General features: G+C 58.4%; 27 protein-coding genes. 18 read left to right on the top strand and 9 right to left on the bottom strand.

Annotated elements, in window-relative coordinates:
• Positions 1-74: 74 nt before the first annotated feature.
• The 5 genes from NLY33_RS19835 to NLY33_RS19845 all read left to right on the top strand — a co-directional run bounded on the left by NLY33_RS19835 (position 75) and on the right by NLY33_RS19845 (position 3,975).
• The gene (locus tag NLY33_RS19835) at positions 75-932 is read left to right on the top strand and encodes a LysR family transcriptional regulator (protein WP_023707514.1); all 858 of its coding nucleotides are present in this window, start codon (positions 75-77) and stop codon (positions 930-932) included.
• Between the two features lie 120 nt (positions 933-1,052).
• The gene (locus NLY33_RS19840) at positions 1,053-1,451 is read left to right on the top strand and encodes an FAD-binding oxidoreductase (protein ID WP_196815268.1); all 399 of its coding nucleotides are present in this window, start codon (positions 1,053-1,055) and stop codon (positions 1,449-1,451) included.
• Positions 1,405-1,965 (top strand): ferredoxin reductase domain-containing protein, encoded by a 561-nt coding sequence (locus tag NLY33_RS29525; RefSeq protein WP_156932627.1) that lies wholly within the window; start codon positions 1,405-1,407, stop codon positions 1,963-1,965. The genes NLY33_RS19840 and NLY33_RS29525 overlap by 47 nt, the downstream gene beginning before the upstream one ends.
• Complete coding sequence (locus NLY33_RS29530; protein WP_196815267.1) at positions 1,860-2,087, top strand: 2Fe-2S iron-sulfur cluster-binding protein; 228 nt, start codon at positions 1,860-1,862, stop codon at positions 2,085-2,087. Before NLY33_RS29525 ends, NLY33_RS29530 begins: the two co-directional genes overlap by 106 nt.
• Before the next feature lie 1,171 nt (positions 2,088-3,258).
• A complete protein-coding gene (locus NLY33_RS19845) occupies positions 3,259-3,975 on the top strand; it encodes a hypothetical protein (protein WP_023707517.1) in 717 nt (238 codons plus the stop codon).
• Between the two features lie 48 nt (positions 3,976-4,023).
• Here the strand turns inward: NLY33_RS19845 and NLY33_RS19850 are convergent, their stop codons facing one another.
• Positions 4,024-4,170 carry a hypothetical protein gene (locus tag NLY33_RS19850; RefSeq protein ID WP_023707518.1) on the bottom strand — a complete coding sequence of 49 codons (147 nt, stop codon included), beginning with the start codon at positions 4,168-4,170 and terminating at the stop codon, positions 4,024-4,026.
• A gap of 1,438 nt (positions 4,171-5,608) precedes the next feature.
• Here NLY33_RS19850 and NLY33_RS19860 point away from each other — a divergent pair.
• Positions 5,609-5,776 carry an SOS response-associated peptidase family protein gene (locus NLY33_RS19860; RefSeq protein ID WP_245260673.1) on the top strand — a complete coding sequence of 56 codons (168 nt, stop codon included), beginning with the start codon at positions 5,609-5,611 and terminating at the stop codon, positions 5,774-5,776.
• A gap of 209 nt (positions 5,777-5,985) precedes the next feature.
• On the opposite strand, the gene NLY33_RS19865 is transcribed toward NLY33_RS19860, so the two are convergent.
• The 4 genes from NLY33_RS19865 to NLY33_RS19875 form a co-directional block, all read right to left on the bottom strand.
• Positions 5,986-6,243 (bottom strand): hypothetical protein, encoded by a 258-nt coding sequence (locus NLY33_RS19865; protein WP_031200612.1) that lies wholly within the window; start codon positions 6,241-6,243, stop codon positions 5,986-5,988.
• 643 nt (positions 6,244-6,886) lie between these two features.
• Entirely contained in the window at positions 6,887-7,111 is a 225-nt protein-coding gene (locus NLY33_RS19870; RefSeq protein ID WP_023707520.1) for a hypothetical protein, read from the bottom strand.
• An 831-nt stretch (positions 7,112-7,942) separates the two neighbouring features.
• Entirely contained in the window at positions 7,943-8,074 is a 132-nt protein-coding gene (locus NLY33_RS29535) for a hypothetical protein (RefSeq protein WP_352447647.1), read from the bottom strand.
• Positions 8,071-8,220 (bottom strand): hypothetical protein, encoded by a 150-nt coding sequence (locus NLY33_RS19875; protein WP_023707523.1) that lies wholly within the window; start codon positions 8,218-8,220, stop codon positions 8,071-8,073. Before NLY33_RS19875 ends, NLY33_RS29535 begins: the two co-directional genes overlap by 4 nt.
• An 816-nt stretch (positions 8,221-9,036) precedes the next feature.
• On the opposite strand from NLY33_RS19875, the gene NLY33_RS19880 reads away from it, so the two are divergent.
• From NLY33_RS19880 to NLY33_RS19905, 6 genes are all read left to right on the top strand, one after another.
• On the top strand, positions 9,037-9,228 hold the full coding sequence (locus NLY33_RS19880; protein ID WP_023709427.1) for a hypothetical protein: 192 nt from the start codon (positions 9,037-9,039) through the stop codon (positions 9,226-9,228).
• A 607-nt stretch (positions 9,229-9,835) separates the two neighbouring features.
• A complete protein-coding gene (locus NLY33_RS19885; protein ID WP_353620298.1) occupies positions 9,836-11,041 on the top strand; it encodes a pilus assembly protein TadG-related protein in 1,206 nt (401 codons plus the stop codon).
• A gap of 4 nt (positions 11,042-11,045) precedes the next feature.
• Positions 11,046-11,486 carry a TadE/TadG family type IV pilus assembly protein gene (locus NLY33_RS19890; RefSeq protein ID WP_023696401.1) on the top strand — a complete coding sequence of 147 codons (441 nt, stop codon included), beginning with the start codon at positions 11,046-11,048 and terminating at the stop codon, positions 11,484-11,486.
• The gene (locus NLY33_RS19895) at positions 11,476-11,886 is read left to right on the top strand and encodes a TadE/TadG family type IV pilus assembly protein (RefSeq protein WP_023708223.1); all 411 of its coding nucleotides are present in this window, start codon (positions 11,476-11,478) and stop codon (positions 11,884-11,886) included. Before NLY33_RS19890 ends, NLY33_RS19895 begins: the two co-directional genes overlap by 11 nt.
• A gap of 1,420 nt (positions 11,887-13,306) precedes the next feature.
• Positions 13,307-13,552, top strand: coding sequence for a hypothetical protein (locus NLY33_RS19900; protein ID WP_023708224.1), 246 nt, complete (start codon positions 13,307-13,309; stop codon positions 13,550-13,552).
• A 703-nt stretch (positions 13,553-14,255) separates the two neighbouring features.
• On the top strand, positions 14,256-14,630 hold the full coding sequence (locus NLY33_RS19905; protein WP_023709574.1) for a VanZ family protein: 375 nt from the start codon (positions 14,256-14,258) through the stop codon (positions 14,628-14,630).
• Between the two features lie 659 nt (positions 14,631-15,289).
• On the opposite strand, the gene NLY33_RS19910 is transcribed toward NLY33_RS19905, so the two are convergent.
• A complete protein-coding gene (locus NLY33_RS19910; RefSeq protein WP_023708226.1) occupies positions 15,290-15,562 on the bottom strand; it encodes a hypothetical protein in 273 nt (90 codons plus the stop codon).
• A gap of 478 nt (positions 15,563-16,040) precedes the next feature.
• On the opposite strand from NLY33_RS19910, the gene NLY33_RS19915 reads away from it, so the two are divergent.
• The 4 genes from NLY33_RS19915 to NLY33_RS19930 all read left to right on the top strand — a co-directional run bounded on the left by NLY33_RS19915 (position 16,041) and on the right by NLY33_RS19930 (position 19,452).
• Positions 16,041-16,271 carry a hypothetical protein gene (locus tag NLY33_RS19915; RefSeq protein WP_023709645.1) on the top strand — a complete coding sequence of 77 codons (231 nt, stop codon included), beginning with the start codon at positions 16,041-16,043 and terminating at the stop codon, positions 16,269-16,271.
• On the top strand, positions 16,271-16,513 hold the full coding sequence (locus NLY33_RS19920; RefSeq protein WP_023708228.1) for a DUF982 domain-containing protein: 243 nt from the start codon (positions 16,271-16,273) through the stop codon (positions 16,511-16,513). The genes NLY33_RS19915 and NLY33_RS19920 overlap by 1 nt, the downstream gene beginning before the upstream one ends.
• 1,212 nt (positions 16,514-17,725) lie before the next feature.
• Complete coding sequence (locus tag NLY33_RS19925; RefSeq protein ID WP_286438830.1) at positions 17,726-18,604, top strand: YihY/virulence factor BrkB family protein; 879 nt, start codon at positions 17,726-17,728, stop codon at positions 18,602-18,604.
• A gap of 563 nt (positions 18,605-19,167) precedes the next feature.
• On the top strand, positions 19,168-19,452 hold the full coding sequence (locus NLY33_RS19930) for a hypothetical protein (protein WP_023708229.1): 285 nt from the start codon (positions 19,168-19,170) through the stop codon (positions 19,450-19,452).
• 134 nt (positions 19,453-19,586) lie between these two features.
• On the opposite strand, the gene NLY33_RS19935 is transcribed toward NLY33_RS19930, so the two are convergent.
• From NLY33_RS19935 to NLY33_RS19945, 3 genes are all read right to left on the bottom strand, one after another.
• Positions 19,587-19,814 carry a KTSC domain-containing protein gene (locus NLY33_RS19935; protein WP_081731378.1) on the bottom strand — a complete coding sequence of 76 codons (228 nt, stop codon included), beginning with the start codon at positions 19,812-19,814 and terminating at the stop codon, positions 19,587-19,589.
• Positions 19,815-19,857: 43 nt separating this feature from the next.
• Positions 19,858-20,052, bottom strand: coding sequence for a hypothetical protein (locus NLY33_RS19940; protein WP_155921714.1), 195 nt, complete (start codon positions 20,050-20,052; stop codon positions 19,858-19,860).
• A gap of 187 nt (positions 20,053-20,239) precedes the next feature.
• Positions 20,240-20,428 carry a DUF3606 domain-containing protein gene (locus NLY33_RS19945; protein ID WP_023708231.1) on the bottom strand — a complete coding sequence of 63 codons (189 nt, stop codon included), beginning with the start codon at positions 20,426-20,428 and terminating at the stop codon, positions 20,240-20,242.
• A gap of 124 nt (positions 20,429-20,552) precedes the next feature.
• Between NLY33_RS19945 and NLY33_RS19950 the strand changes: the two genes are divergently transcribed.
• Together NLY33_RS19950 and NLY33_RS19955 are read left to right on the top strand one after the other, a co-directional pair.
• On the top strand, positions 20,553-21,419 hold the full coding sequence (locus NLY33_RS19950; RefSeq protein ID WP_023708232.1) for an ATP-dependent DNA ligase: 867 nt from the start codon (positions 20,553-20,555) through the stop codon (positions 21,417-21,419).
• 457 nt (positions 21,420-21,876) lie between these two features.
• Entirely contained in the window at positions 21,877-22,182 is a 306-nt protein-coding gene (locus NLY33_RS19955; RefSeq protein WP_023708233.1) for a hypothetical protein, read from the top strand.
• Positions 22,183-22,476 lie beyond the last annotated feature (294 nt).

The raw sequence follows: 22,476 nt of genomic DNA on the forward strand, positions 1-22,476 counted from the left end.
CTTCCCCCTTGAGTATTGGTTGATCAAGCTTATGGTAGCCAGGAATATGATCGAATTTTTCGATCGGGATTTCCATGCAGCTTGATCACATCGAAACCTTTCTCGACATCATCGAATCGAGAAATTTCAATCGCACCGCAGATCGGTTGGGCTTAACCCAATCGACAATCAGCACCCGCATCAAGAACCTGGAGAGCGCAATCGGATCTGAACTGTTCCAACGCGGACGCGCCGGGGCAGAGCCGACTGCCGCAGGGCGCCGGTTCGAAACCTACGCAAGATCTCTGGTATCCACTTGGTCGCAGGCTCGCCACGATGTTCGGGCCTTCAACCGTTTCGAAGGCACCTTGCGCGTTGCCGCCCAAGTGGGCATGACCCGCTCAGTCCTGCCCGGGTGGGTCGAAACCCTGTGCCAAGCACTTCCGAAGTCCTCAATCCATGTCGAGTCGGATTATTCGAACCAGATGGTCAGCGACCTCAGCATGGGAAACCTGGATATCGCAGTGCTTTATGCCCCCCGCTACTTGCCTGAGATCGCATACGAGCACCTGATGGTCGAGGAATATGTAATGGTTTCGACTGCCGCCAGAAAACTGTCGGACGTCGATCCCGACACCTACATCCGCCCAGGCTACACCGTCGTGCTGGAGAAAACGCACGCAGAGATGCTGGCTCAATTGGCGATCTGCCGACTTTCGACCGGATCGGAAGCTCTGGCGGAGATCATGCTCCGGCGAACGGGCGGCACTTGCTATATGCGCAGCGATGATGCGCGCAGGTTTACCGGTGAGCTTCCATCGTTCCTGGTCGAAGGAGCGCCGACGTTGCACCAGCCAGTCCATACGGCGATACTGGCACGCCGCAAACACGAACCGATCATTCGCAAAGGCATCCGTGCTCTCCATCTCGCCGTAATGTCGCTGGAGGTTTAATCGATATTCCCGATCATAGCGCTGGAATAATATTGCTGTTCAGCGGGGTAAGAACTGTCATGTTGCTCGACCTAACGCCGAGCCGCACGATGAATGCATACGCTTCCATCCAAGCCTCAGATGTCGGTGCCCACCATGCGTCAGCGGCGATGGGCACAAAAGACGCGAGATATAGTGCTCTGCCGTCGCGTGATCGACGAGACGCACGATGTGAAAACATTTGTTCTCACATCTGCCGCTGGTCGGATGTTCTGCTTCAGCGCGGGCCAGTATGTTCTCGTGCACCTCAGGATCAACGGCGCCGCAATAACGCGCGCCTACTCGGTATCGTCACCGCCGACGCGACGGCTTGATCTTCAGATCACCGTGAAGCGAACGCAGGGCGGGCTCACTTCCAACTGGATCCATGACCATTTGACGCCGGGCAGCGAGATCGAGATGAAGGGCCGCTCGGTTCGTTCAATCTGGATAAATTGCCGTCGGAGAAACCTGTTTTCCTTTCGGGCGGGAGCGGCGTGACTCCGATCATGTCAATGCTGCGTGCGCCCGCGCAGACGACAGGGAGATCCGCTTCATTCACAGTGCGAAAACCCCAGGCGACATCATCTTCCGAGCGGAACTGGAAGCACTTGCCGCTCGCTTTCCCAATGTTAAAGTGACTTTGGTTTGCGGCCAGGGAGGTCCCGCTTGGACGGGTTCAACCGGCCGAATTGATGGTCGGATGCTGCTGAGCCTGGTTCCCGATCTTCACAAGCGCACCCTTTTTGCCTGTGGGCCCGAAGGGTACATGAAGACGGCACGCGCCTGCCTTGATGCAATAGGATTCCCGCCGGCGCAGTATCACGAGGAGAGTTTCGGAGGCAGCAATGGTTCGCGGCCGAAATTGGCTCGGCGATTTCGTCTTCGGTCCGTTTTGTCCGCTCGGGTGTGGAGCATCGCTGCGCGCCCGGAGAGACCCTGCTGGACGCGGCGCGGAACTGTGGCATCTACATCCCCGCCTGCCAGCAGGGCGTTTGCGGAACCTGCCGAATAGCCAAACTATCTGGCGAGGTTGCCATGGACGATTTAGGCGGACTGAACGCTGAAGAGAAATCGGCTGGCTATGTCCTGGCATGTTGCAGCCGCCCGCGAGGGACGGTTTTGCTCGACGCTTAACTCGGCGTTGTTGACTGTTGAAGATTCCGTCGGCGCACGCATCGGCGTCAGGGTCTAACCCCAACGAGCTGGCGCCGGCGCCGTCGAAGTGGGCATAGAGGGAGCGCCTGAACGTCCGCTTCTCACGCCTTGACGCTCGGAGCTGCCAGTCCGTTATCGGCCCCCAAATGAGACGTTGGAAGCATTGAGGGCAGGGGACAGTTCGTGGCGCAAACGAGGTAGCAGCTCCGAGTAGTCATCGCTGTTCGCGAAACCGTCGATTCCTGGACATCGCAATGTCGCGTATCGATTAACGCGCTATCTCGGCTCGCGGACCAATTCAGGTACGCGCCTGACATTAGCTATTGAGCATAGATCCGTGCGTCCCGGAAAGCGGACGCGGCACGATCCGGGTTAGGCGAGTAAGATACGCTCGATGACGGCGCCGCGCGCGGAACCGTCGAAACAAGGATGAAGCTGTTGCTGGAGTCGAGCGGGCATTCACGCGGCCATTGCCGGAGCAGATCGGCGCTAGGACGGCCCAGCAGCCTTTGTCGCGGGGGGACACTTTGCGGCGGGCGGGCCGCTGGGCCCAACCGGTGAGACTCAGCGCCGGCCGGCAAACAATATACGCACGCCTGCCAATGCCAATAAATCATACAAACGGAGGAAGGAAGCGATCTAACCAGCGATCGCCATTTCCGATGCCAGCGCCTATGAGACCTAAGCGCAGCTTGCCGGCCGCAGCATGGTCCCAATTTGGGACGAATAGTTTGGCACCCATATTGCACCCACATCTTTCGCCGGCTGATCCCCGGTCCTGATCGCGTACTCTGATCAGGTGTAGGGCTCGCCGGGCTCGAGGTAGTTGGGGTCTTCGCCCGGCGAGTTGTCTACCAATGCGCAGTCACAGCCACATGGTGACGCCATACTCCGAAATGCCGCAAGCATTCCGCAGTTGTGCATCGCCGACCAAGGTCCGATCGGTATGGGACTTCAGTCGCGCAAAAGGCCGATAGGGTCTGCGACTCCGAATTTTTTGTTAAATTTCATACGCTTACAAAGATATTCGCAGTCGTCAGTCGCTCATTGCAACAAGCATTTATCTAAAGTTCCTTCAGTCGGATTAGGAAACTCTTATAAGCCGCTCTATAACGAGTCGGCGAGGTGACTATTCGCCTGAGGAGGTACCATGACATCCCGAAAAACCCTTTTGGCGGCGCTTGCCGTGCTTGCGCTAGTGACCGCTCCTGCTTCCGCTGGCGCGGGTGGAAACGGTGGTGGTCACGGCAATGGTGGTGGTCACGGCAATGGCGGTGGTCACGGCAATAGCGGCAAGTCCGGCAACAGCGGCGGGAAGTCCGGCAACAGCGTTTCGCACGGCAAGTCGGCATCGGCTCACGCCGGAAAGAAGGCCTCGGCCGACGACCAGGTCGTCGCCGTCGACGACATTGAGGTCGCCGCGACGCCTAAGGACAAGAACATTCACGCCAAGCTTGGCCGGCTGAACTCGCTGCAGCGCAACATCAACGCTTATATGAACTCCAAGAGCAAGAAATTCGCCGGCATTCAGGCTTATGTGACAGCTTCGGCCGCCGCCAAGGGCGCCCAAGCCGCGGTAGATGCCGCCCAAGCCGAAGTCGACGCTTTGAACGCCAAATTGAACGACCCGAATACTCCGGCCGACCAAGTCCCGACCCAGGAGCAGATCGATGCAGCGCAGGCGGCGCTCGATGCGGCCAATATAGCGGCGGCCGATGCTGCTGCCGCCGTCCCATCGCTGGATGACGCGCTCGCCGATATGGCTAACAAGCCGGTCGACGCCGATGTCACCGAATGGGCCAACGGCGTGCTTGCCGAGAAGATCGACGAGATGGCTTCCAAACAGGATCCTGCGCCAACGCCGTAAGACCGGTCACCGCTGAAACGACCCTAGTCGAACGTGCAAGCCGCCGGGTCACACCCCCGGCGGCAGGGCGACGACGAGCTTGCCACCGAAATACCGTGTTGAGGAGATGGCATGCGATGCCGTGACGGCCACCCACACCGTCAACGCGAAAACTCCGATCAGGGCGGCGCGCGAAGCGACGGAACGCGACGTCATTCTACCCCCGGCCACATCTCGAATACAGCTCAGCCCGTAGGGCGGTCCATACCCGGCTGGCCGACGGCTCACGCTGGTTTCTTGAAACGCACCATGCCGTCGACCTCGATGCGCAAGTTCGACTATTGACCCGGACCAGGGTTCTCTCGGTCTGGTTTGGAGCCAAGGGTGAAGCAATACGATTTCCTGGACGTGGCCGCTTGAGGCATTTGTCGCGTTCAAATCTGCCTTCGCCAAGGGCCGCTATTTCAACAATCACATCCGCAACTAACTATGCATTCCGACTCGCCCAAGATCCGACTCGCCCAAGAAAAGGCTGCAGGCTCGTTGGACGATTAAGGGAGGTACTTTCCGAAAAACGGCCCGCGCTGATCGAAGGGCGCGCAGGCCGGACCGTTGCCGCCGGTCGGCAGCGGGAGGCATCTTCCGGCCGGTGCAAACCGGCCTCTCCCGGCACAATTAGCAACCTTCGGCAGTCGTTTTCATCTGTCCAGGGGCTGCGGACTTGGCACTGGTGTCATCCTGTTGACCAGGAGCGGCCTGCTTGGCACTGCCACTCTGCTGGCCCGGCGCACAGTCCTTCGCTGAGTTCGAATTGGTTGACTTCGTTGTGGTCGAATCCGTGTTGTTATCTGTCGTCGGCATCGTTGTGGTAGTGGAGGAGCCACTCGACGTTGTCCCTGTTGTCCCTGTCGTCCCCGCGAACGCAAGCCCGCTGGAAACAGCCATCATGGCAGTGGCAAAAAGAAGCCGTTTCATTCTTCATCTCCTAATGACAAGTAATGTCCCTTCCATTCGATAACGGGGGATGCGAAGGATCGGTTCCAATGCGACCTTGTGTTGACCGGCAGCTTTGGGGCGGCCGTTAGCGGACTGGCAGCCTTCAGGCGGCGGATCTTCGGTAGCTGACATTCCGGCTAGCGCGGACATCGCCTTCCCCATGGGCAGAAATTATTCTCCTGGGCCCGCCCACGTTTCTCTCAAGCCTCCGATTTCATGGCCGACAGGTTATCACGATGTGTCTGAAGGTGCAGAAGCTGATCGTCGCCCCTTGGTTGTGCAGCCCTTCAGCCGTGGGGCAACCTCCCAACACCCCTGAAAAAGGACTTGAAGTCGTCCCGCACCAGAGCGAACGTCTTCGCATGATCGGGATAACACGGCGGTCCCGAGACACCTGACGAGTTGAGGAATGGGACTTCTCGCAAATGCCGCGTCCCTTCCATTGCCGTCAGTCAGCCCGCTTTGCGCATTTCATGAATGGCTATAATGAGGTGGGCGGTTTGATGAACTCGCTCGTCTGCACCGCAGAATTACCAGAGATTTCCTGGACGGCCGTTCGCCGTGGTACGGAAGCGCGCGGGACTTATGGCTCTGTCTTTTCTTCGAGCATCGTGCCGCTCGCCACACCGGATCAGAAGGTGATGAGGGCGTCCTGCATATCTACCAGCCAGGCCCCGCGCGTTTCTCGTTCGCCGGGCTTTGGGCTTACAATTCCAATCTCGACATAACCAACTGCACAATCATCACAGAGCCTGCCGCAGACGCGATGTTGCAGTTGCATGATCGGCAGCCTCTCAAATGTCGAAAGAGATGGAGCAGCGTGTAATTCGAGAGTTTCAATCGCCATTTCTGGGCAAGGAGAAAAGGCGCTCGGAGAGCTTGCTCTTGAGGAACGCCTCCTGGCGTAGATAAACAAAAGCGCGCCATCGTAAGGCAGCGGGGCTGGAGCCCGGCAAACTTCCAAAGGTTCAAGGGGATACCGTTCCCGATGCTCTCGTGTCTGGCGGTCTCCCTCAAAGCGTCATCGACCGCCCTTCAGATGAAACACCGCCGTCTCGACAGGTAGGCTCGGCAGGGTTCGTCGGCGACGTTGAGATGGACGTGACCGACCCGAACGCGCGGGTCGATGGCATATTTTTCGACGACGCTGGCGGCGTCATTGGGATTGATTGATCGTTCATGGCCTCCGCTCCCTTGCTGGTGGTGTTCGAAACGTTCTTTGATCATCTCGCTGCGCTCTCGTCGTCGGCGCACCTGGTGCAGATGTTCGACAGCTCCGTGGTGCGCGCTCATGTCTCGGCGGTAGGGGCAAAAGGGCATAGGCGATAACATAGGTATTGCCCTGCGGAATCGGGTGGGATTCTAACTGCGATGACACACGATTGCTTGCAGACGACGGTTGGGCCGAGACGATTGAGCTTCTCGGCGGCGAAGATTTGCTTACGCGGAGCGCCCGCGAGACGAAGGCGTTCCTGCGTCCGCGGGGCGTTTGATCGGCGCCCGATCTGTTGCGCATAACGCGCGGCGGCTTCTCGACCAAAATCCATCTGAAGACACCTAAGGCGTTCATTTGGACAGCGACCCATACTTGGTCCGCCGGCTCATGCTGGCGGGCTTTTTTGCGTCAGTCGGGAACATCCTCGCTCTGAGGCTGTTCGGTCACACCCGGCTCGTTCTTCAGCGATTCCTGCCGGTGACCAAGATGTCCTCTCCACTCGTCATGGTCGGCCCGCGCAGCCTCGGAAGCAGGCGCGGGCCTCATTCGCGGTCATTGCTGTGTTGTCGGTGCGCAACCGCTTCTTTGAATGCGCGTGCTGCTGCATGGCAAGCGACACGTGAGGAGCCGTTCGCGGACAAGATGATTTCGGCTGCCTTCACGGTCAAACCATGTTTCTCGGCGAACTTTGCGGCTGTGTATGCGAGTTTTGTTTTTTCGCTACTCCCCATTTCTGACTCGATATATCTCTTGCGCCTCGTGCAAGCTCTGTCGGGCCTGTTGCAGTGATTGATGCAAGTTCGCCAGCAATTCGTCGGCGTCGGCCGTCGGACTGCCTTCGTGATCCAGTAAGCCGACGATAATATCCTGCTTGGAAACGATGCTCTCGTTGTGAACGAGTTGGCCCATAAAATACATGAGCCGGCTCTGTGCCGGTGTGGGCATGGGCCTTCTCCCTGGTCGGGCGAAAGCCTGATGATCGCTCCCAAGCGCCTCGTGCCTGTTTGTTTTTGATTTTTCGAGGCGACGCAGCAGTGTGCGCTCGTTAGCAGGCCATGGCAACCGGCCAGGCAATTGCAGCATCCACGCTGCGCACGCCGCCCTGACCGCGCGTGCCGGTCCCCTGGCGTCGCTCGGCCGCTACTTCAGTGTTTCTGGTTGACAATCGTGGCCGGCGCACCGCATTTTCGGCTTGAGGGACAAACTTGGCGATCCTGATGAAGAAGACTTATCAGAAGCCTGAATTAAAGAAGCGCGAGAAGCTCTCGGCCGTAACGGCTGTGTGCACGCCATCAACCTGCACCGATGAGTGAGAACCTTTAGACCGGCGCTTTGCCGAAATTCGCTAGAGAGGGACTGCAGTGAAGAAAGAATACAGCAAGCCAGTACTGACTAAACGTGGGCGTCTCAGCGCAGTGACGGCGCAATTGGGACCCAGTGTTGAACCCAGAGGAGCCTAGGCAAAACCACGGCCCTGCAACAAAGCCAGTTGGCTTCGGCGGCGGGCTTTCCGTATCTAGGCGCCGAAACTTATATTCGCATGCGTGTCACAACGAGCCAGGCGGTTTCCGTGCTCGGTCTCCGCACTTCAGGGTCGCTGAACCCTGCCTCTCGCAAGGCAGCAATGAGCTCATCCGGCTCGCGAGGTGTAAAAATGTCGGCCGGCATGTTCATCCGGTCCATATGCGTCTTCGGGAGGAAGCCAAGCACGACGCGGCCGCCTGGTTTGAGGACGCGAGCGAGCTCTGCGGATCCAGCTCTAAGGCTTTGCCAGAACTACGCTGTGTGGACGCTGAGAGCCTTGTCGAATGTGCTATCCGGCAAGGGCAAGTCCTCGACTAGCCCGACTCGGAACTCGGCTCGTCCGGCGCGCACTGCATCGGCGAACCGGCGGCAGGCAGCGTTCACGACATCCTGCGAGCGATCAACACCGCAAACGAATGCTGCCCCACCGAGAAGGTGCGGCAGTAAAACGCGCCGCCGAAACCGACCTCCACGGCACGATCTTCCAGGACCAGTTGCAATTCATCGAGAGCGTAGCTTGAGCCGAGCATTGCCCCGGTTCATTCCGGCCCGGACCAGCCAGCCGCCGATTCCGGTCGGGCAGGACAGTGGTTTCGCTATAAATCGTGGCGCCATCCAATCTCACCCGTATTCGGGTCATCTAGCCACCATGCGCCTAGAAGCGGCCGCCCCACAAACGCTGCTTCGATAGCGATGACCAGTTGGGTTGTGCTGCGCTCTTAGGCGTCGAATTCCAGCGGCTGGTGGTCCGGTTGCTCGTGCCACATCACTCGGCGGAAATCGCGACGGCCTACCTTTTGCGCGCAAATGGGGCGCGCATAGAAATGCTCTTCCCAGTCAGGTCATGTGGCTTGCCGGGGATGGGCGGTCCGAGGTCGGCTATTCTGGTCATGCCCGACCGAACCCGTCGCAGCGGCAAAAGTTCCGGAAAGGCGTGCCTGTTGCCCGATCGCCCGCTCGCATTTTTTGTACCCTATATTCGCGGCTTCCATTAGCATCCTCTCATGGCAACACTGCGGCACGGCGTAAGGCGGGAACCGGATGGGACGTGGACGGTATTCGACGTGTTCACCGGGCTGCCGGCTATTGTAGCGGGCCACCCATCTGTCGACCTTCCCGACATGGAGTATGCCGAAGAGCTGGCGGCCATCCTGAATGCCAACGACCTAAAGCAGAGGCTATCTCACGGAAGGTTCCCGGGAGGGTTCGCCTGACTGAGGTGTGATTCGCCCGGCTTCGTACTGCCCATCCAGGGTGGTTCGTCCGATCCGAACACCATTGTTATTGAACTGCCGACCACCAGGGTCTTAAATCGACTTGCCATTGCTTTTCGTAGGGAGGATGTGATGAGCAACGTGGTGCCAATCCGCAAGGCGTCGCCTCGCGTGGAAGTGGTCGGAGCCAGTGGCGAATGGGTCGTGCGCATCATAGAGACCGACCAGGAAATTACACGCTCATTCGGCCTGGAATCGTTTGCGCTGTCCTTCGCTGAAGGCCAGCGGATACGGCTACATCTCGACAAGGTTGTGCGGCTTTAGGACCCTCCTGCGGCTGGGTAACCTCAGGGCCGCGACGGTGATGGCCCATGGATGTGCTTGAACAGGAGATTGCCGATCTCCTGCATTGCCGTCATATCCGGCTAAGCCGCTAAACGGAGACTTCACCGCAGACGCTGCCGAGCAGCGGGATCAACACGAAGCTGTCATCCCGAAACTTGCTTACGGTGGTGATCGTGAAATCTTCTGCTCGACAAGCCACACCCATGAGGAGAATGCTTCCGCTGTCCGAACTCACGACCTGGCAATTTGGCGCATGAGCGAAGCGCGATCGACCCAAGATACGCGTGTGTGCGGATCTAGGACTCCTGTCGAGGCTCAATAGCGGAACAGCCGCGCAGCCATGTGGCTCCCAATCACGGACGGTCAGGTTGCGGCCCCAAAGCTGCCGGTCAGCAATGCGCCTCCATTGGCCGTAGTGATGACGCCGCGTGAAGCACATGCGAGGCGAGGAGGAATTGCAGCACACCTGTTTCGTCTGGCAGGTCGGACTTCATCGAATCGGAATGGGTTTTTTACACATTCGTTTATCTATTCGTGGTTTCTAATACATATGGCATCCAACGCGTTCACCCGGATTTGGTTTGCTTTGAGCCGCCTAAGGCGCGCCACGAACGGTAACGTTGCCGTCATCGTTGCCTTCACCTTGCCGGTCGTGGTTGGCGGCGCCGGCCTCGGTGTGGAGACATCCTTCTGGTATTACAGCAGCCTTAAGCTGCAGGCCGTTGCCGATGCCGCGGCCTATGCCGGCGCGCTCGAGAAAGTCGCGGGTTCCGATAACCCGACCATCATCGCCGCCGCCACGCAGTCCGCGACCTCGAACAATTTTGCCACGCCGGGCACGATCCAGGTCAACACGCCGCCATTGTCCGGCCCGAACACCGCGAAGAAGGCAGTAGAGGTCATCGTCAAGCAGAACCTCGACCGCTACTTCACGGCGATTTTCAACCAGGCGCCCGTTGCCGAACAGGCAAGGGCGGTGGCGCTGATCAATGACGCCTCCAAAGCTTGCGTGCTGGCGCTCAGTCCGTCGGCCTCCCAGGCTGCGCTCTTTTCCGGCAACACCACCGTCAACCTCACCGGCTGTTCGGTCATGTCGGACTCGATTGCCTCGGACGCCATAAAGACGCAGGGCTCGGCGGTGCTCAAGGCCGACTGCCTGATCACGGTCGGCGGCATGGTGCTGAACAATCCAGCGACCACAGTCTGCAAGTCCAACATCACCCGAGCCTTGCCGGCAGCCGATCCTTTCTCCGGCTTGGCGACGCCGACAGCCGGCAACCCTTGCAAGAATGTCAACGGCAACAAGACGTCGCAAACACTCCAGCCTGGCACCTACTGTAGCGGCATGAGCCTCAGCGGCAACGTCACCCTGCAGCCCGGCGTCTACGTCGTGCAGGGCGGTATGAAGGTCAACGCCAACGCGGTCGTCGCCGGCAGCGGGGTAACCATCTTCATGGCAGGCAGCAACACCGTCAGCATGAACGGCAACGCCAAGGTGACGCTGAGCGCGCCTACCTCCGGAGCCTATTCCGGCGTGCTGTTCTACGGCGACAGGACCGGGACTGCGGCACAGAGCACCTTCAACGGCACAGCGGACTCGCTTTTGACCGGCGCCATCTATTTTCCCAGGCAGCAGGTCAACTACCTTGGCAACTTCTCGGGGAACGGCGGCTGCACTCAGGTCATCGCCGACACAATCCAGTGGTCAGGCAGTACGACCATCAAGCAGGACTGCGCCAGCCTCGGGATGAAGAACATTCCGGCGACGCAATCCGTTCAGCTCGTCGAGTAGCGGGATGGGTGGGCGGACCTTGCGCATTGTCCTGGACAAATCCGGGATAGCTGCCGTCGAGTTTTCCATGTTGCTGCCCATCCTGTGCCTCGTCTGCCTCGGCATCGCCGACGGCTGGTCCTACGTGACGAGTTACCTGCAGATGCGCGCGGGCGTTAAAACCGCGGCCAATCTCGTGATGGCCGGCGCGTCCAATGACACCGGAACGCAGGCGGTCGCGCTTTCGAGCTGGAACGACAAGCCCGAGGACGCCGCGGTCGTGCTGGTCCGCTCCTATTTGTGCGGCGCCACGGTCGTGGATGCGACCACCATTTGCGGCGGAACGAAGCTGCCGACCGTCTTCGTCCAGATAACGGCGACGGGCACCTGGGTGCCCCCGTTTAACTTCGGTGTCTTCCCGGACCCGCGCGCGATCAGTCATCAGCAGGTGATCCGTGTCCGCTGAAAGGATCGGATCCAGGTGGCGCCGTGACTGCTCCGGCGCAGCCGGGCTGGAATTCGCCTTGATCGCGCCTTTCCTGGTGATGCTTTTGTTCGGAATCTTCGCCTTCGGCTGGGCCATGAATGCCGTGTCGACCGTCCGCTATACACTGGAAACCTCTTCCCGGGCGCTGCAGCTGAACAACACGCTTTCGCAGAGCGACATCCAGGCCATCGCCACGCAGAAATTGGTGAACCTGGGTCTGAAGAACGTCATTGTGACGATCGCGACCGACCCTGCCAGCGGCGGTTTCAAGATGGCGCATCTGACCGCCAGCTATGCCTTCGTCATCGCTTTCCCGTATTTCGACCAGTATCCGATAAATTACGCCACGACCGTCACGGTGCCCCTGGTTGCCAGCTAGGATACGGCCGGCTTGGTTGAGTTGGCGGCCCTGTATTCAGCTTCCCAAGGCAATGCGTCGAATTCGGGCTTGTGCCCCGCTTCACGGTAGGCGGCCTGAGTGAGGAAACCTGCTTTGTCCCGCTCCACAACGCAGACAAACGGCGGATTCCCCGGGCACCTATAGACGCCTACAGCTTTTTCCATGCAACAGGTGTGCTACGGGTGCTCGAAGATGTCCTCCTTCATTGCGATGACAGAACAATAGAGAAGATCTAGCGGTCCGGCATCACTGAAGGGTGCGGGTTGGTAAATTCGTACAACTCTTTTCATTGCGGAGAGAGTTTCGGCGAGCTTATTAATGTGTCGTTTGCCATTGCCTTTTCTGGGAGGCTGCGATGGTTGCAACGCCCATAGATATCGCTCGAGCGGCCACTACGGCCACCTTGCTGATGCGCCAGAAGTCCATGGCGGAACCCGCCACATTTCGCCGGGACATATCAATCGCGCAGGGCCATCCGAGCCTCACGCGAACTGCTGAAGCGCCTTCGTCAACGTCGTCACGACGTGGCGCGAGGCTGGGAAGATGCCGACCCGTCTACTGTTGCCGTCTCCGCGTTTCAAGCCGACGTTCTCCGCTCTGCATTACGAGGCCTAGTAGGGGAAAGGGGTGCGCCTGAGTGTCAATGGCGCGATTTCGCTAAGGCCCTGGTGCGCGATTTCACTGGGTGCGAGCTGATCGAAACTGGCTTGGTGGATTGGATCGTCAGCAAGTAGCCGCTGCCCGCCAGCGGCCCAGCAGCCGTCTGCGGGGACTTTGCAGCGGGCGCGCTGGGCCTGACCGGTGGGGCGGTGTGGAATCCGCCGGCTGGCGAACGTATGCGCCTCCTGCCAACGCCAGCGAAACATCCAAACGAACGAGGCGATCTAACCGCGATCTCGCCATCCAAGGCCAACACATAGGCCGATGGCAAAGGCTTATAATCGCTGAGAGAACGAAAATGGCCGACGCCATGGTTGGGGAACCCGGGTGGGTAGGCGCCGGCCACAAGCGGAACAGGCCCGCCGCACCACACACATGGCTGATTTGTCATCACGTGGTTATGGTGTGATCGCGTAGGGCTAAACCAGCGGAACCTAGTAAACGCCGCTTGGTAAGCGATCCTCGACGCGATCGTTCATCGCCACGACGACTTGGGAAACTTGACGGTTGCAGCCCTCTGCCATGTCGAGCTCAAGTCATGAACAGCGGCCCTCCGATCATGAGCAGGCATGCGCCCATCCTACCATATCGCGCTCCCGGTTTCGCAAGGCGCAGCAGCAAGGGGGAGGCGGCCAGAGCCGATGTGAAGGGGACTAGGCAGCTAATATTCGCTTGCGCTAATTTAAATGTGCCGTAACGTCATGCTCAGCATTTTTGGGGAGGAGCAACGGTGGGGAGTATGATGAGAGTAGCTGTGTTTTGCGCGGCGATCGTGATCGCTGGGACTGGTGTCGCTATAGCCAAGGAGAAGAAGGTGGTGGTGAGTGACGCCACGGACCTTTGCTCTACGAAGCACTCTGCCAAGAAGCAGGTGCTCGAACTGGACTGCAGGCCGACCGGAACCGCCAAATTGCCGGCCGGTGGAACGCCGGAAAAGCCGCGCCTCGGATACGACACCGATCCGTGGCTGGTTAAAGGCCTTTAGACACCAGGCGACGGCAACACAGTGCGGCTAACGGGAATGTGCGCTGGCGGTGAAGCCTTCTTTGTTCTCTCGTCGGTGGAACATTGTCGCTTGGAAACGCTTCGGACGGTGCACTGCCCCATCAGTGCAACGTTCCCTTCCTTGTTTGCACTGGCCGGCTGCTGAAAGGTGGCCGGCTTTTTTGCATATAACCGCGACCTGATGTTTGGAGCTTGTTGATTGGACAGCAGCGAGTGGCCGCTGCTGGCTTAGCGTCCAGGATTGGAATCTGTAAAGGCGAGATCACCGAGGCAGGGATGACCAGTTTCGTCTGTTAGCCGCGACGCCGACGAAATTGAATTCAGAAGGGCGTCGGCCGGGCTGCACAGCCGGGCCAAGGCTGGAAAGAGTTCCGCTCCCGCCCAGCCGTGGCCAGCACGATACGCATCGCACCTGCGCGCAAGCCGTACCAATGGCCCGCCTATTCCGCCGCGCCTTTTCGGCAGGAAACCCTCGGCCTCATCACAATGGAGGGCGAAATTCGCACCGCCCTATGGAACCATCCAGAGTGACATAGGCTGTTTCATGGAACTTGCTGATGACATCAGGAGGCCCTGTTAAGCATGCCAGTTGTTCGCGCTCGAAGCTCAGATGCAGGTTGGAGCTCTGCCTACTGCACCAGTATGGCAAGCGAGAACTAGGAACCGGGAGTGCTACGAATAGATTGCCGCAGTCGAGCTTTTATCAGAGCATGGCAAGGGCTGCCTTTCTCTCCACGTTGGCAGTCGTCCTGCTGCTCGCGCTATTGCCAGACCACTTGCTGCACGCCCTCGGATTGGCCTTTACGTCTCATCACGACAAGCTCAACCACGCCGCCGCGTTCGCCACCTTGTCGGCTTTGGGTAGCCTCGGCTGGCCCCAACAGGTGGTCCGGCTGGCGGTTCTACTTGCTTTAACGGGCGCAGCGATCGAAATCCTTCAATGCGTCACAGGGCGTGACATGAGTGTCTTCGACTGGTTTGCCGACTGCGCCGGAATGGCATACGGGCTGAGAACCATGAGCTGGCTAAAGGAGATTCTAGGGGAACCGGTTATTTGATCGCCACAGGCTCCGCCTTACCGCCGCCGTCTTGGCCCACTTGCCAGCCTCACGCCCGGGGCCGCCTTCGAACCCTCGCTATTTTCAATTTCCGACGCAAAGGCCGACAGCAAGGCGAATGGGTTTCGGGCCGCTCACCATTTAGACTTAGGTCCGATTCTTTCGAGCAAATGGCCGAACCCGGAAACATTTCTCCTTGTACTTTGTTGCAGTGGCCGTGCCGCTGAGGAGAACATGCACAGTGCCTCTATCAAATGAACTGCGCGACGTACCTTTAGAATTCCAATGCCCCTCCTGTTCACGCCCTATGGTGAGAAGGGGATCCTGGCTGAAAACGATTGCCGGTTTCAAATGCGATAGCTGCAGGTCCAGAGTGCGGCTCGGCTACGAAGAGAAGGTGGCCATATTCGACCGGCACCTTAAGCGAGGCGCGCCGGATCTGGGCCGACGACCAATGGAGTGCGATCCCGGCAACAATTCCTGAGAGTGTGTCGGCAATTCAAGCTCCAACTGCTTGCGGTCTGCCGCAAGTCCAAGCTTTCATCTGGTCGCAGGGTCAGGCGGCTCTTTCGTCCGTACGGAACCGATGATGGCGAGAGGTTTCGATGCGGTCGGAGCACCGAGCAGGTCGACACGTTTTTCGTAGCGACCACCAATCTCTAGCTGACCGCTTCGACGCTCTGACGAGGTGCGAGCAACTTGATCTTCAATAGTCTTTTTCGAGCCAGCATGCTCGCCGCCTCTGCGATACGGTCTCCGTAAGCATCGGCGACGAATGATAGCGTCGACAGGTCAATAATGAGGTCGTCGATCGCGCCCGCCAAGACACTGGACCCGCGCCCAAATTGATGCACCAGCGCCCGCACTTCCTTAAGTGCCGTCGAGGCTTCACCCGCATCCAGCAGCGCCTCGATGTCATCGAAAACCTGCATCCCGACCCTCCCGCTTTAAAACGGTGGCAATTTCGCGCGAAAAGAAGCGCCTGCCAAGGTGCTCACGCTCGAAGGCGGCTATTGGCGGGCCTGACCGTCCCGGCCTTTTTGGGGATCACAATAGCCAGTTTGCCGGACCCAGCATTTTCCTTATCATGGAAGGTTTGGAAGTTCGCGCCTGCGACGTTGCGCCATTGGATCAACCCGTCCATGGGACGATCATCAGGCCTCTGCTCGAAAAGCCGGGTATAGAACTCCTCCGCTTTGTCCATCCTTGCCGTGGCGAACGGCGTAAATTCCTTGGATTTGCACCCACATGCCTCGTGCAAATTGATTCCACCAATAAAAGGGCATGGGCGGGTTCCGTTCCGAAATGCGGCGTTTGCGGCAACCTGCTTTGTACGTTTCCGACTCTTGCCTTTTTCGGAAAGTGACCCACAGAATAGCTGATGAGGTTCTATCTCTCTGGGAGGATGGGATGGACATTCAAGCACCCGTTCGGCCTACGCAGCAAACGGCCAAGGAGCTGGTCCGCGAGGTCCTGTTGGGCTCTCAACCCGGCGACATTATTTCCGTTAAAGCGACCATTGTAGCGGTCCGTGAGCGCGGCCGCGATGTTCTCGAAACTGACTGCCAGTTAGTCGAAATGATCATCAAATCAGCCTCCGTTTGGGGACTGTTCATCGCCTTTGACGTTCGAGAGGCGTGATGCCCCACCGTTGGTTCAACCCTCCGGTTTATGTGAAGACCGAGCGCCCGGGGCTTCGCCTTGGTGTGAACCGGGTTGATGCCGCCGCCGAGGAGCTCCTAAAGTGGTCCAATCGTGGCCCCAAGTGGCGGCTGGCGGCCGAGGCTTGCCTATCTGCGATCGATGGCAAAATGCCAGGTAATGACTTCCGGCTGCTGTTCGAAGCGGCAGCCGATGAAGAGGAGATGCTACTGCCGGATTAACAACGCTATACGGACGGGACCATTCGCGTCTGTTCGCGTTGGCGGTCGGCGAATTACTTGAACAATCTGACGCAAATGGCTGTGGCCATTGCTCTGTTTTGACCTTTGTGTTACCTATTGTGCTACCTAACGTCCTACAAATGGGGGGCGCCAAAGCCAGCATCCCGACGTAGGTGGCCTCGCACTGCGGGCCAGCAGAGGTGTCCCCGATCAACATCGTAAATCCGCGTTCCCGAGCCTCCTTTTCGATCCCTTGAAGAATACCGGAAAGAACGGGTTCGCGATGTCCGACACCAGAACAATAAGCGCATCGGAACGACCCCGGCGAAAATCAATAGCTTGTCGATTGAACTGAAATCCGATCGACCTTGCAGCCTCGTTCACGCGGGTTCGGGTATCCTCCTTCACGTCGCCTGTACGCTCGAATTTCTGCTTTTGAGGCGCTTAGCCGACTGGCGGCTCATCACGAGAGCGGTCCGGCAGCTTTAGGAGTAGTCGATTTGTAATATGGGTGCCAACTATTCGTCCCAATTGGGACAGGCTGCGGCCGGCAAGCTGCGCCTAGGTCTCCCAAAAGGCTCAGGCGCTGGCATCGGAAAAGGGGCGGCTGCTAAATTCTGAATGACCGATATGAGGCGCATGCGGTCCGGCAGTATAGGGAACGAGAGCAGAAGGTCTGCTTCTGGTGCAAACCAGCGGAAAGGCGCCATTCCGCTGGTGGCGCGATCTTGGCCGCAACGACGTTGGTTGCCGCTGCCTGAAAGCAGACACGGTGATACCGCGTTGGCAGCTTTGGCGCCTCAGAGCGATATTGAGGCTCAGGACGGTTTTAATCTCACCTCGCGACCAATCAGCTTGGAAAAGCGGCATAGTCCGGATGCTCGTACCCCCAGCGGCCGGCGGAGATCGCATGATGCACGCCAGCTTCCTGCGCCGCCTCCAACACCTCCTCCGTGCTGTTGTCCTTGTCGGTGCAAACGAGCCAGCCTCCGCTTCTATGGTTTCCGAACGAATTAAAATGATCTTGAGAAAACCATTATCAAATGCGCGTCCCGAAATGGGGGCGAAGGCGATGCCAGCGCATCGGAGCGGAAGTTCTATGCCGGCGACCCTCCGCGGAAGTCGGTGCGAAAACTCCTGCCACAGCCCGCAACCGGAACATCAGATGTGCTGGTGCATTGCTAGTGAACGCCAATTCGACTGGGGCGCAAAATGCATCGCGCGATCACAAATGCATGGGCAATGGTGCGAGAAGCCGTCGTTGGGTTCGTCAACGACAATGCTCTCAGCCATGGCGCAGCAATCGCTTTTTATGCCACAACATCGTTGGCGCCAATTCTGCTCATCGTGGTTGCAATTGCGGGTCTCGCATTCGGTCACGAGGCAGCCCAAGCGGCATTGTCCGCCCAAATCACAGGGATGATGGGTACAGAAAGCGCAAATATCCTGCAAACCGCACTGAAGAGCGCATCCGAAAAGCCATCCGGCGGCACCTGGGCGGCGGTGATTGGCATCATCACCTTGCTTGTGAGCGCTTCCGGGGTCTTCGGCGAAATACAGCAGTCCTTGAACATGATATGGAAGGTCGAAGCGCAGGGCAGTTCGTTGTCGCGCCTGGTGCGCGCACGTGCGGTAAGTCTGGGACTGGTCACCGCACTTGGCTTCATGTTGCTCGTCTCTCTAGTCGCGAGCGCGGCGATTTCGGCCCTAGGCAACCTCATCAACGCACAGCTGCCGTTCGGGACACTTGTCCTGGCCGTTATCAACGCGGTCGTTTCTTTTGTCCTCCTCGCAGCTATTTTCGCCGCTATCTTCAAGATCTTGCCTGATCGAACCCTGGAATGGCGGGATGTCTGGATTGGCGCTGTTGTGACCGCTGCCCTGTTCACGCTCGGGAAATCGCTTATCGGTTGGTATATAGGCTCCAGCGCGGTCGCGGCCTCATATGGGGCCGCCGGTGGGCTGCTCGTCATCCTGTTGTGGGCTTACTACTCGGCGGAAATTTTTCTTTTTGGTGCGGAAATCACTCGCGCCTACTCCATTCGACACGGCAGCAGGTCCGATCAGGAAGCTGTGCTTCACAATGCTTGACCTGCAAGACATGCCACTATCGCCGGCTGATCCCCGGTCCTGATCGCGTACTCTGATCAGGTCTAGGCTCGCCGGGATCGAGGTGGTTGGGGTCTTCGCCCGGCGAGCTGTCCACCTGCACGGAAAGTACTGGCCGTGGGTTTGCCCATCAGCCGTGACTTATCCAATATCGGTGCGGTTAAGCCCCACAAGCACGCCCAACTGCTGGGGGGCTTTTTTGGGTCAGTCGGGAACATCCTCGCCCTGAGGCTGTTCAGTCACACCCGGCTCGTTCTTAAGCGGTCCTGCCGGTGACCAAGATGGCCCCTCACTCATCATGGTCGGCCCGCGCTCGGAAGCAAGCGCGGGCCATCCCTGAACAAGTCCGGGGCAACCGGCCAGGCAATTGCAGCATCGATGGTGGCCGGCCGCCTTGACCGAACTTGCGGGCCAATTCCTCCTAGGTTGACGACGAAATATCGGTAGCAATTTCTACAATTTTCAATTTGGCTGGAAACCCTTTCTACCCGCAAGCGTTGAATTAGCACGGCTGCATTAAAGCAGTTGCATTCGGAGGAATTTTGATGAATTCGAAAATGCTCATTCTCGGCGCGACATTTGCCCTTATGACCGGATCGGCCTTTGCCGGCAATTCCACTGGCACGTCTGCGCTCGACGATCCTGCAAGAATGTCTCCTTTCTTCACGGACAGCAGCATGAAGACCATGAAGTCTGAGGCCGAAGCGAAAACCGCTTGGTCGGCTATGTCTCAGGAGGATAAGGACGCGGTGATGAAGGACTGCGCTGACGCAGATATTGCGAAGGCCCATGAGAACTTCTGCAAAGCTGCGATGATGATGGGCAAATAGGCCCAGCACCTATCTTAATATAATACGCGCCCGCTGGCCCCGGCCGGCAGGCGTTTTCATTTGCCCTCGGACCCTGGGCCAATTCGCACAGTTGCTCCCCTGGGATGGCGCGGGCCACTCGATCTGAGACTCTGTCAATCGCCCGTCGGGCCTGATGCCCTCCATGGCGCAAGCCGGAATGCATAACGATTGCGGATGTGGCTGTTAAAATAGACTCCCTTGGCAAAGGCAGCTTTGAACGCAGCAACGGCCTCAGCAGGTACGTCCAAGAACTCGTAATGCTTCCCGCTCGCTACAAACCAAACCGACAGAACCCTAGTGTTGGGGTCATATTCGAACTTGCGTATCGAGGTCGACGGCATGGTATGCCATTCAAAAACTCAGCTAGCCGAGTTGGATCGCCAGCTACAGGCTGAAACTGTATTCGAATATGTGGCCGCGCTTTTCGTCGGCAACCCTGATCCAGATGGGCTCGCTGGTGCGCAGAGTGACTTCGCGCTCTGTCGCTTCCCGCGCCGCCCTGATCGGCGTTGTCGCATGGACGATGTGGGTAGCCGTCACGGTATCGCCGTCCATTTCCTCAACGTGGAATTTCGGCACTTTTGGTCCTAAGCGTCCAGTTCGAGCGGCTCGTGCTCCGGATCGGCATGATAAGTGACCTGGCGAAAATCGCGCATATCAATCTGTTGCCCGCAAACAGGGCAGGGGAGGAAATGCGCGAGTTCGCTCGCGGGCGGTCCTTCATGTCGGTGCCCGATTAATGGTCTGCCGAGATCAGATAGCCTGGTCATTGTTTCCGCAGCGCCTTGGCTACCCGCTCTAAAGTCTCGCGTTGGTTGCCGTGCTTCGCGATCAGCTCTTTGACCTGCTGGGGTGTGATGCCGGTCTTTGTTGCGAAATATTCAACTTCATAATCCTCATCGGCCGAGACACGGTCCCGATCGCGGAAATCCCGCTTGCTCTTGTCATCGGCCATATCGTTTCCTCCTTCGCTCATCCCGCAACGCCGAGTTGACGTGTTTGTTGCACCAAAAGGCTGATTTCCGGTTTCGGAACTATTTTAGCTTAATCTTATTGAATCGCGGAGGGTGGGTCAGTGCATGCGTTTGAAGTTCATCGAGCCGTTGATGCCGACCCTTGTGGAGAAGCCTCCCGAGGGTGGAGGCTGGACCCACGAGGTGAAGTTCGACGGCTACCGTTCCCAGATGATCATCGATGAAGACGGCACACGCATTTATACGCGCAATGGCCACGACTGGACTGCGAAATATCGCGACATGGTGAGAGAGGCCAAGCGCCTTGGTGCCAAAAGCGCCATTGTCGACGGCGAGATAGTCGTTCTGAACGACAGGGGCCTTTCGGACTTCGCAGCGCTGCGCAAAGCCATCACCCGCCGGCAACACGACTTGTATTTTGTTGCCTTTGATCTGCTTCATCTTAACGGCCACGATCTGCGCGATAAGGCGCTAGAGGAGCGGCGCGAGATCCTGGCCAGCATGATCGAGCTCGGCGGGCGCATTCAATTCAGCGAGCCGCTGCCGGGCGAAGCGAAGGCCATCTTTCACTTGCTCGACAACGCCGGACTTGAAGGCATGGTGTCGAAGCGGAAGGACAGCAAATACCGAAGCGGTCCGTCGACCAACTGGCTGAAGGCCAAGTGCTATGCGATTGACGAGTTCGATCTGCTCGGCGTCGAGCGTGAAGCGGGCAAGCCGGCTTTCGCTCTGATGGCTGAGCGCGGCACCGGGCGTTATGTCGGAAGCGCATTCGTCACCTTGAACCGGGAAATGCGCGAGAGGCTATGGAAACGCGTCCAAGAGCACTCAGGCACGGCGCCCAAGGGCATCATGAAGCGGCCGGCCACGCAATGGGTCAAGCCGGGGCTGATCGGCCGCGTGAAGCACCTGCGCGGCGAGGACGACCTGCGGCATGCATCGCTGCAGGACTTCCGCGAGGAGAACAAATAGCAGCTCCACAACTGGTCATCGCTTTTGCGAGAGGCGCGCATCCTAACGCCGCAAAGGCGGAGCTGAACGCGATACCGCAGGAACTCGCCTCACGCTTGTCAACGGTTAACACGGCTAAGAACGCCTAACACAATTCACTTCGTCACTGTCATTGCCAAGAATAGGTATGGAGTTTTTAGACATTTATTCATCTACTCGTGCTTTCTAGTGAGCTATGTCTTTCAGCACCTTCACCCGGATCTGGTTTGGAGGATGTCGTGGTCACGATCATAATTAATGCCGACAGCGGAGGTTTCCGCATGGCACATCTTACCGCCGATACGCCTATCTGATCGCGTTCCCGTTTTTCGATCAATACCCAATCAAGCACTCAACGACCACACCGTTGCGCTGGTTGCGAGCTAAAACACCGCCGGCCTTGGTTTGGAAAAGGGGCTGACATCCTTGGAGGCGCATTATGACAAAGATTTTTGAGATCCTGGTGGGAAGCATGGCCATTGGAGCCGTTCTCGCAAATCTTTGCATGCCGGCGAACGCCGCAGTTGGCGACGACGGAACCACTGCACCCATTGGCACGAGCGGTGCCACTGTCGGAACCGAGTCCCCCGACAATCCGACCAATACGGATCTGACTCGCATTGTCGACGCTATGTCGAGCGCCGAAATCACTCGGTTCAAGAAGCGCTGCATCGACGTGATCGAGAGCCGGGGCGTTTATGATCGTGACCTGCGCCAGCTCTGCCTGCTGATCTGGCGCCACTAACCAAACCGTTCGCAAGTGCCGGAGCTGTCGACATGACACTCTCCAGTTCCGACAGTGGAGGCCCGCCCACCGAAAGGTTGGCGGGCTTTTAGATAGCGGCCCTTACCCTACGGTTGGGTAAGTGTTTCCGCCCGATTACCTGGCGTGCAGGCTTTCGTGACACAGTCGGCAATAGCCAAGAACGCTCAATCGGCGCTCGATGCCGCTAATCAGGCGGTTGCCGACGCCAAAGCGGCGCTCGACGCGCTGAATGCGAAAGCGGCTGACCCGAATACCCCGCCCGAAGATGTCCTA

This window comes from Mesorhizobium sp. C432A, from assembly GCF_030323145.1.
Lineage (GTDB): Bacteria > Pseudomonadota > Alphaproteobacteria > Rhizobiales > Rhizobiaceae > Mesorhizobium.

What these genes read in the sequence shown, in the direction of transcription:
- NLY33_RS19835 (WP_023707514.1), top strand. Translation starts at nt 75, where the DNA reads ATGCAGCTTGATCACATCGAAACCTTTCTCGACATCATCGAATCGAGA.
- NLY33_RS19920 (WP_023708228.1), top strand. Translation starts at nt 16,271, where the DNA reads ATGCCCCACCGTTGGTTCAACCCTCCGGTTTATGTGAAGACCGAGCGC.
- NLY33_RS19945 (WP_023708231.1), bottom strand. Translation starts at nt 20,428, where the DNA reads ATGGCCGATGACAAGAGCAAGCGGGATTTCCGCGATCGGGACCGTGTC.
- NLY33_RS19865 (WP_031200612.1), bottom strand. Translation starts at nt 6,243, where the DNA reads ATGAGCGCGCACCACGGAGCTGTCGAACATCTGCACCAGGTGCGCCGA.
- NLY33_RS19915 (WP_023709645.1), top strand. Translation starts at nt 16,041, where the DNA reads ATGGACATTCAAGCACCCGTTCGGCCTACGCAGCAAACGGCCAAGGAG.
- NLY33_RS19870 (WP_023707520.1), bottom strand. Translation starts at nt 7,111, where the DNA reads ATGCCCACACCGGCACAGAGCCGGCTCATGTATTTTATGGGCCAACTC.
- NLY33_RS19935 (WP_081731378.1), bottom strand. Translation starts at nt 19,814, where the DNA reads ATGCCGTCGACCTCGATACGCAAGTTCGAATATGACCCCAACACTAGG.
- NLY33_RS19880 (WP_023709427.1), top strand. Translation starts at nt 9,037, where the DNA reads ATGAGCAACGTGGTGCCAATCCGCAAGGCGTCGCCTCGCGTGGAAGTG.
- NLY33_RS19890 (WP_023696401.1), top strand. Translation starts at nt 11,046, where the DNA reads ATGGGTGGGCGGACCTTGCGCATTGTCCTGGACAAATCCGGGATAGCT.
- NLY33_RS19925 (WP_286438830.1), top strand. Translation starts at nt 17,726, where the DNA reads ATGCATCGCGCGATCACAAATGCATGGGCAATGGTGCGAGAAGCCGTC.
- NLY33_RS19910 (WP_023708226.1), bottom strand. Translation starts at nt 15,562, where the DNA reads ATGCAGGTTTTCGATGACATCGAGGCGCTGCTGGATGCGGGTGAAGCC.
- NLY33_RS19840 (WP_196815268.1), top strand. Translation starts at nt 1,053, where the DNA reads ATGTCGGTGCCCACCATGCGTCAGCGGCGATGGGCACAAAAGACGCGA.
- NLY33_RS19845 (WP_023707517.1), top strand. Translation starts at nt 3,259, where the DNA reads ATGACATCCCGAAAAACCCTTTTGGCGGCGCTTGCCGTGCTTGCGCTA.
- NLY33_RS19950 (WP_023708232.1), top strand. Translation starts at nt 20,553, where the DNA reads ATGCGTTTGAAGTTCATCGAGCCGTTGATGCCGACCCTTGTGGAGAAG.
- NLY33_RS19955 (WP_023708233.1), top strand. Translation starts at nt 21,877, where the DNA reads ATGACAAAGATTTTTGAGATCCTGGTGGGAAGCATGGCCATTGGAGCC.
- NLY33_RS19850 (WP_023707518.1), bottom strand. Translation starts at nt 4,170, where the DNA reads ATGACGTCGCGTTCCGTCGCTTCGCGCGCCGCCCTGATCGGAGTTTTC.
- NLY33_RS19900 (WP_023708224.1), top strand. Translation starts at nt 13,307, where the DNA reads ATGATGAGAGTAGCTGTGTTTTGCGCGGCGATCGTGATCGCTGGGACT.
- NLY33_RS19875 (WP_023707523.1), bottom strand. Translation starts at nt 8,220, where the DNA reads ATGCTCGGCTCAAGCTACGCTCTCGATGAATTGCAACTGGTCCTGGAA.
- NLY33_RS19930 (WP_023708229.1), top strand. Translation starts at nt 19,168, where the DNA reads ATGAATTCGAAAATGCTCATTCTCGGCGCGACATTTGCCCTTATGACC.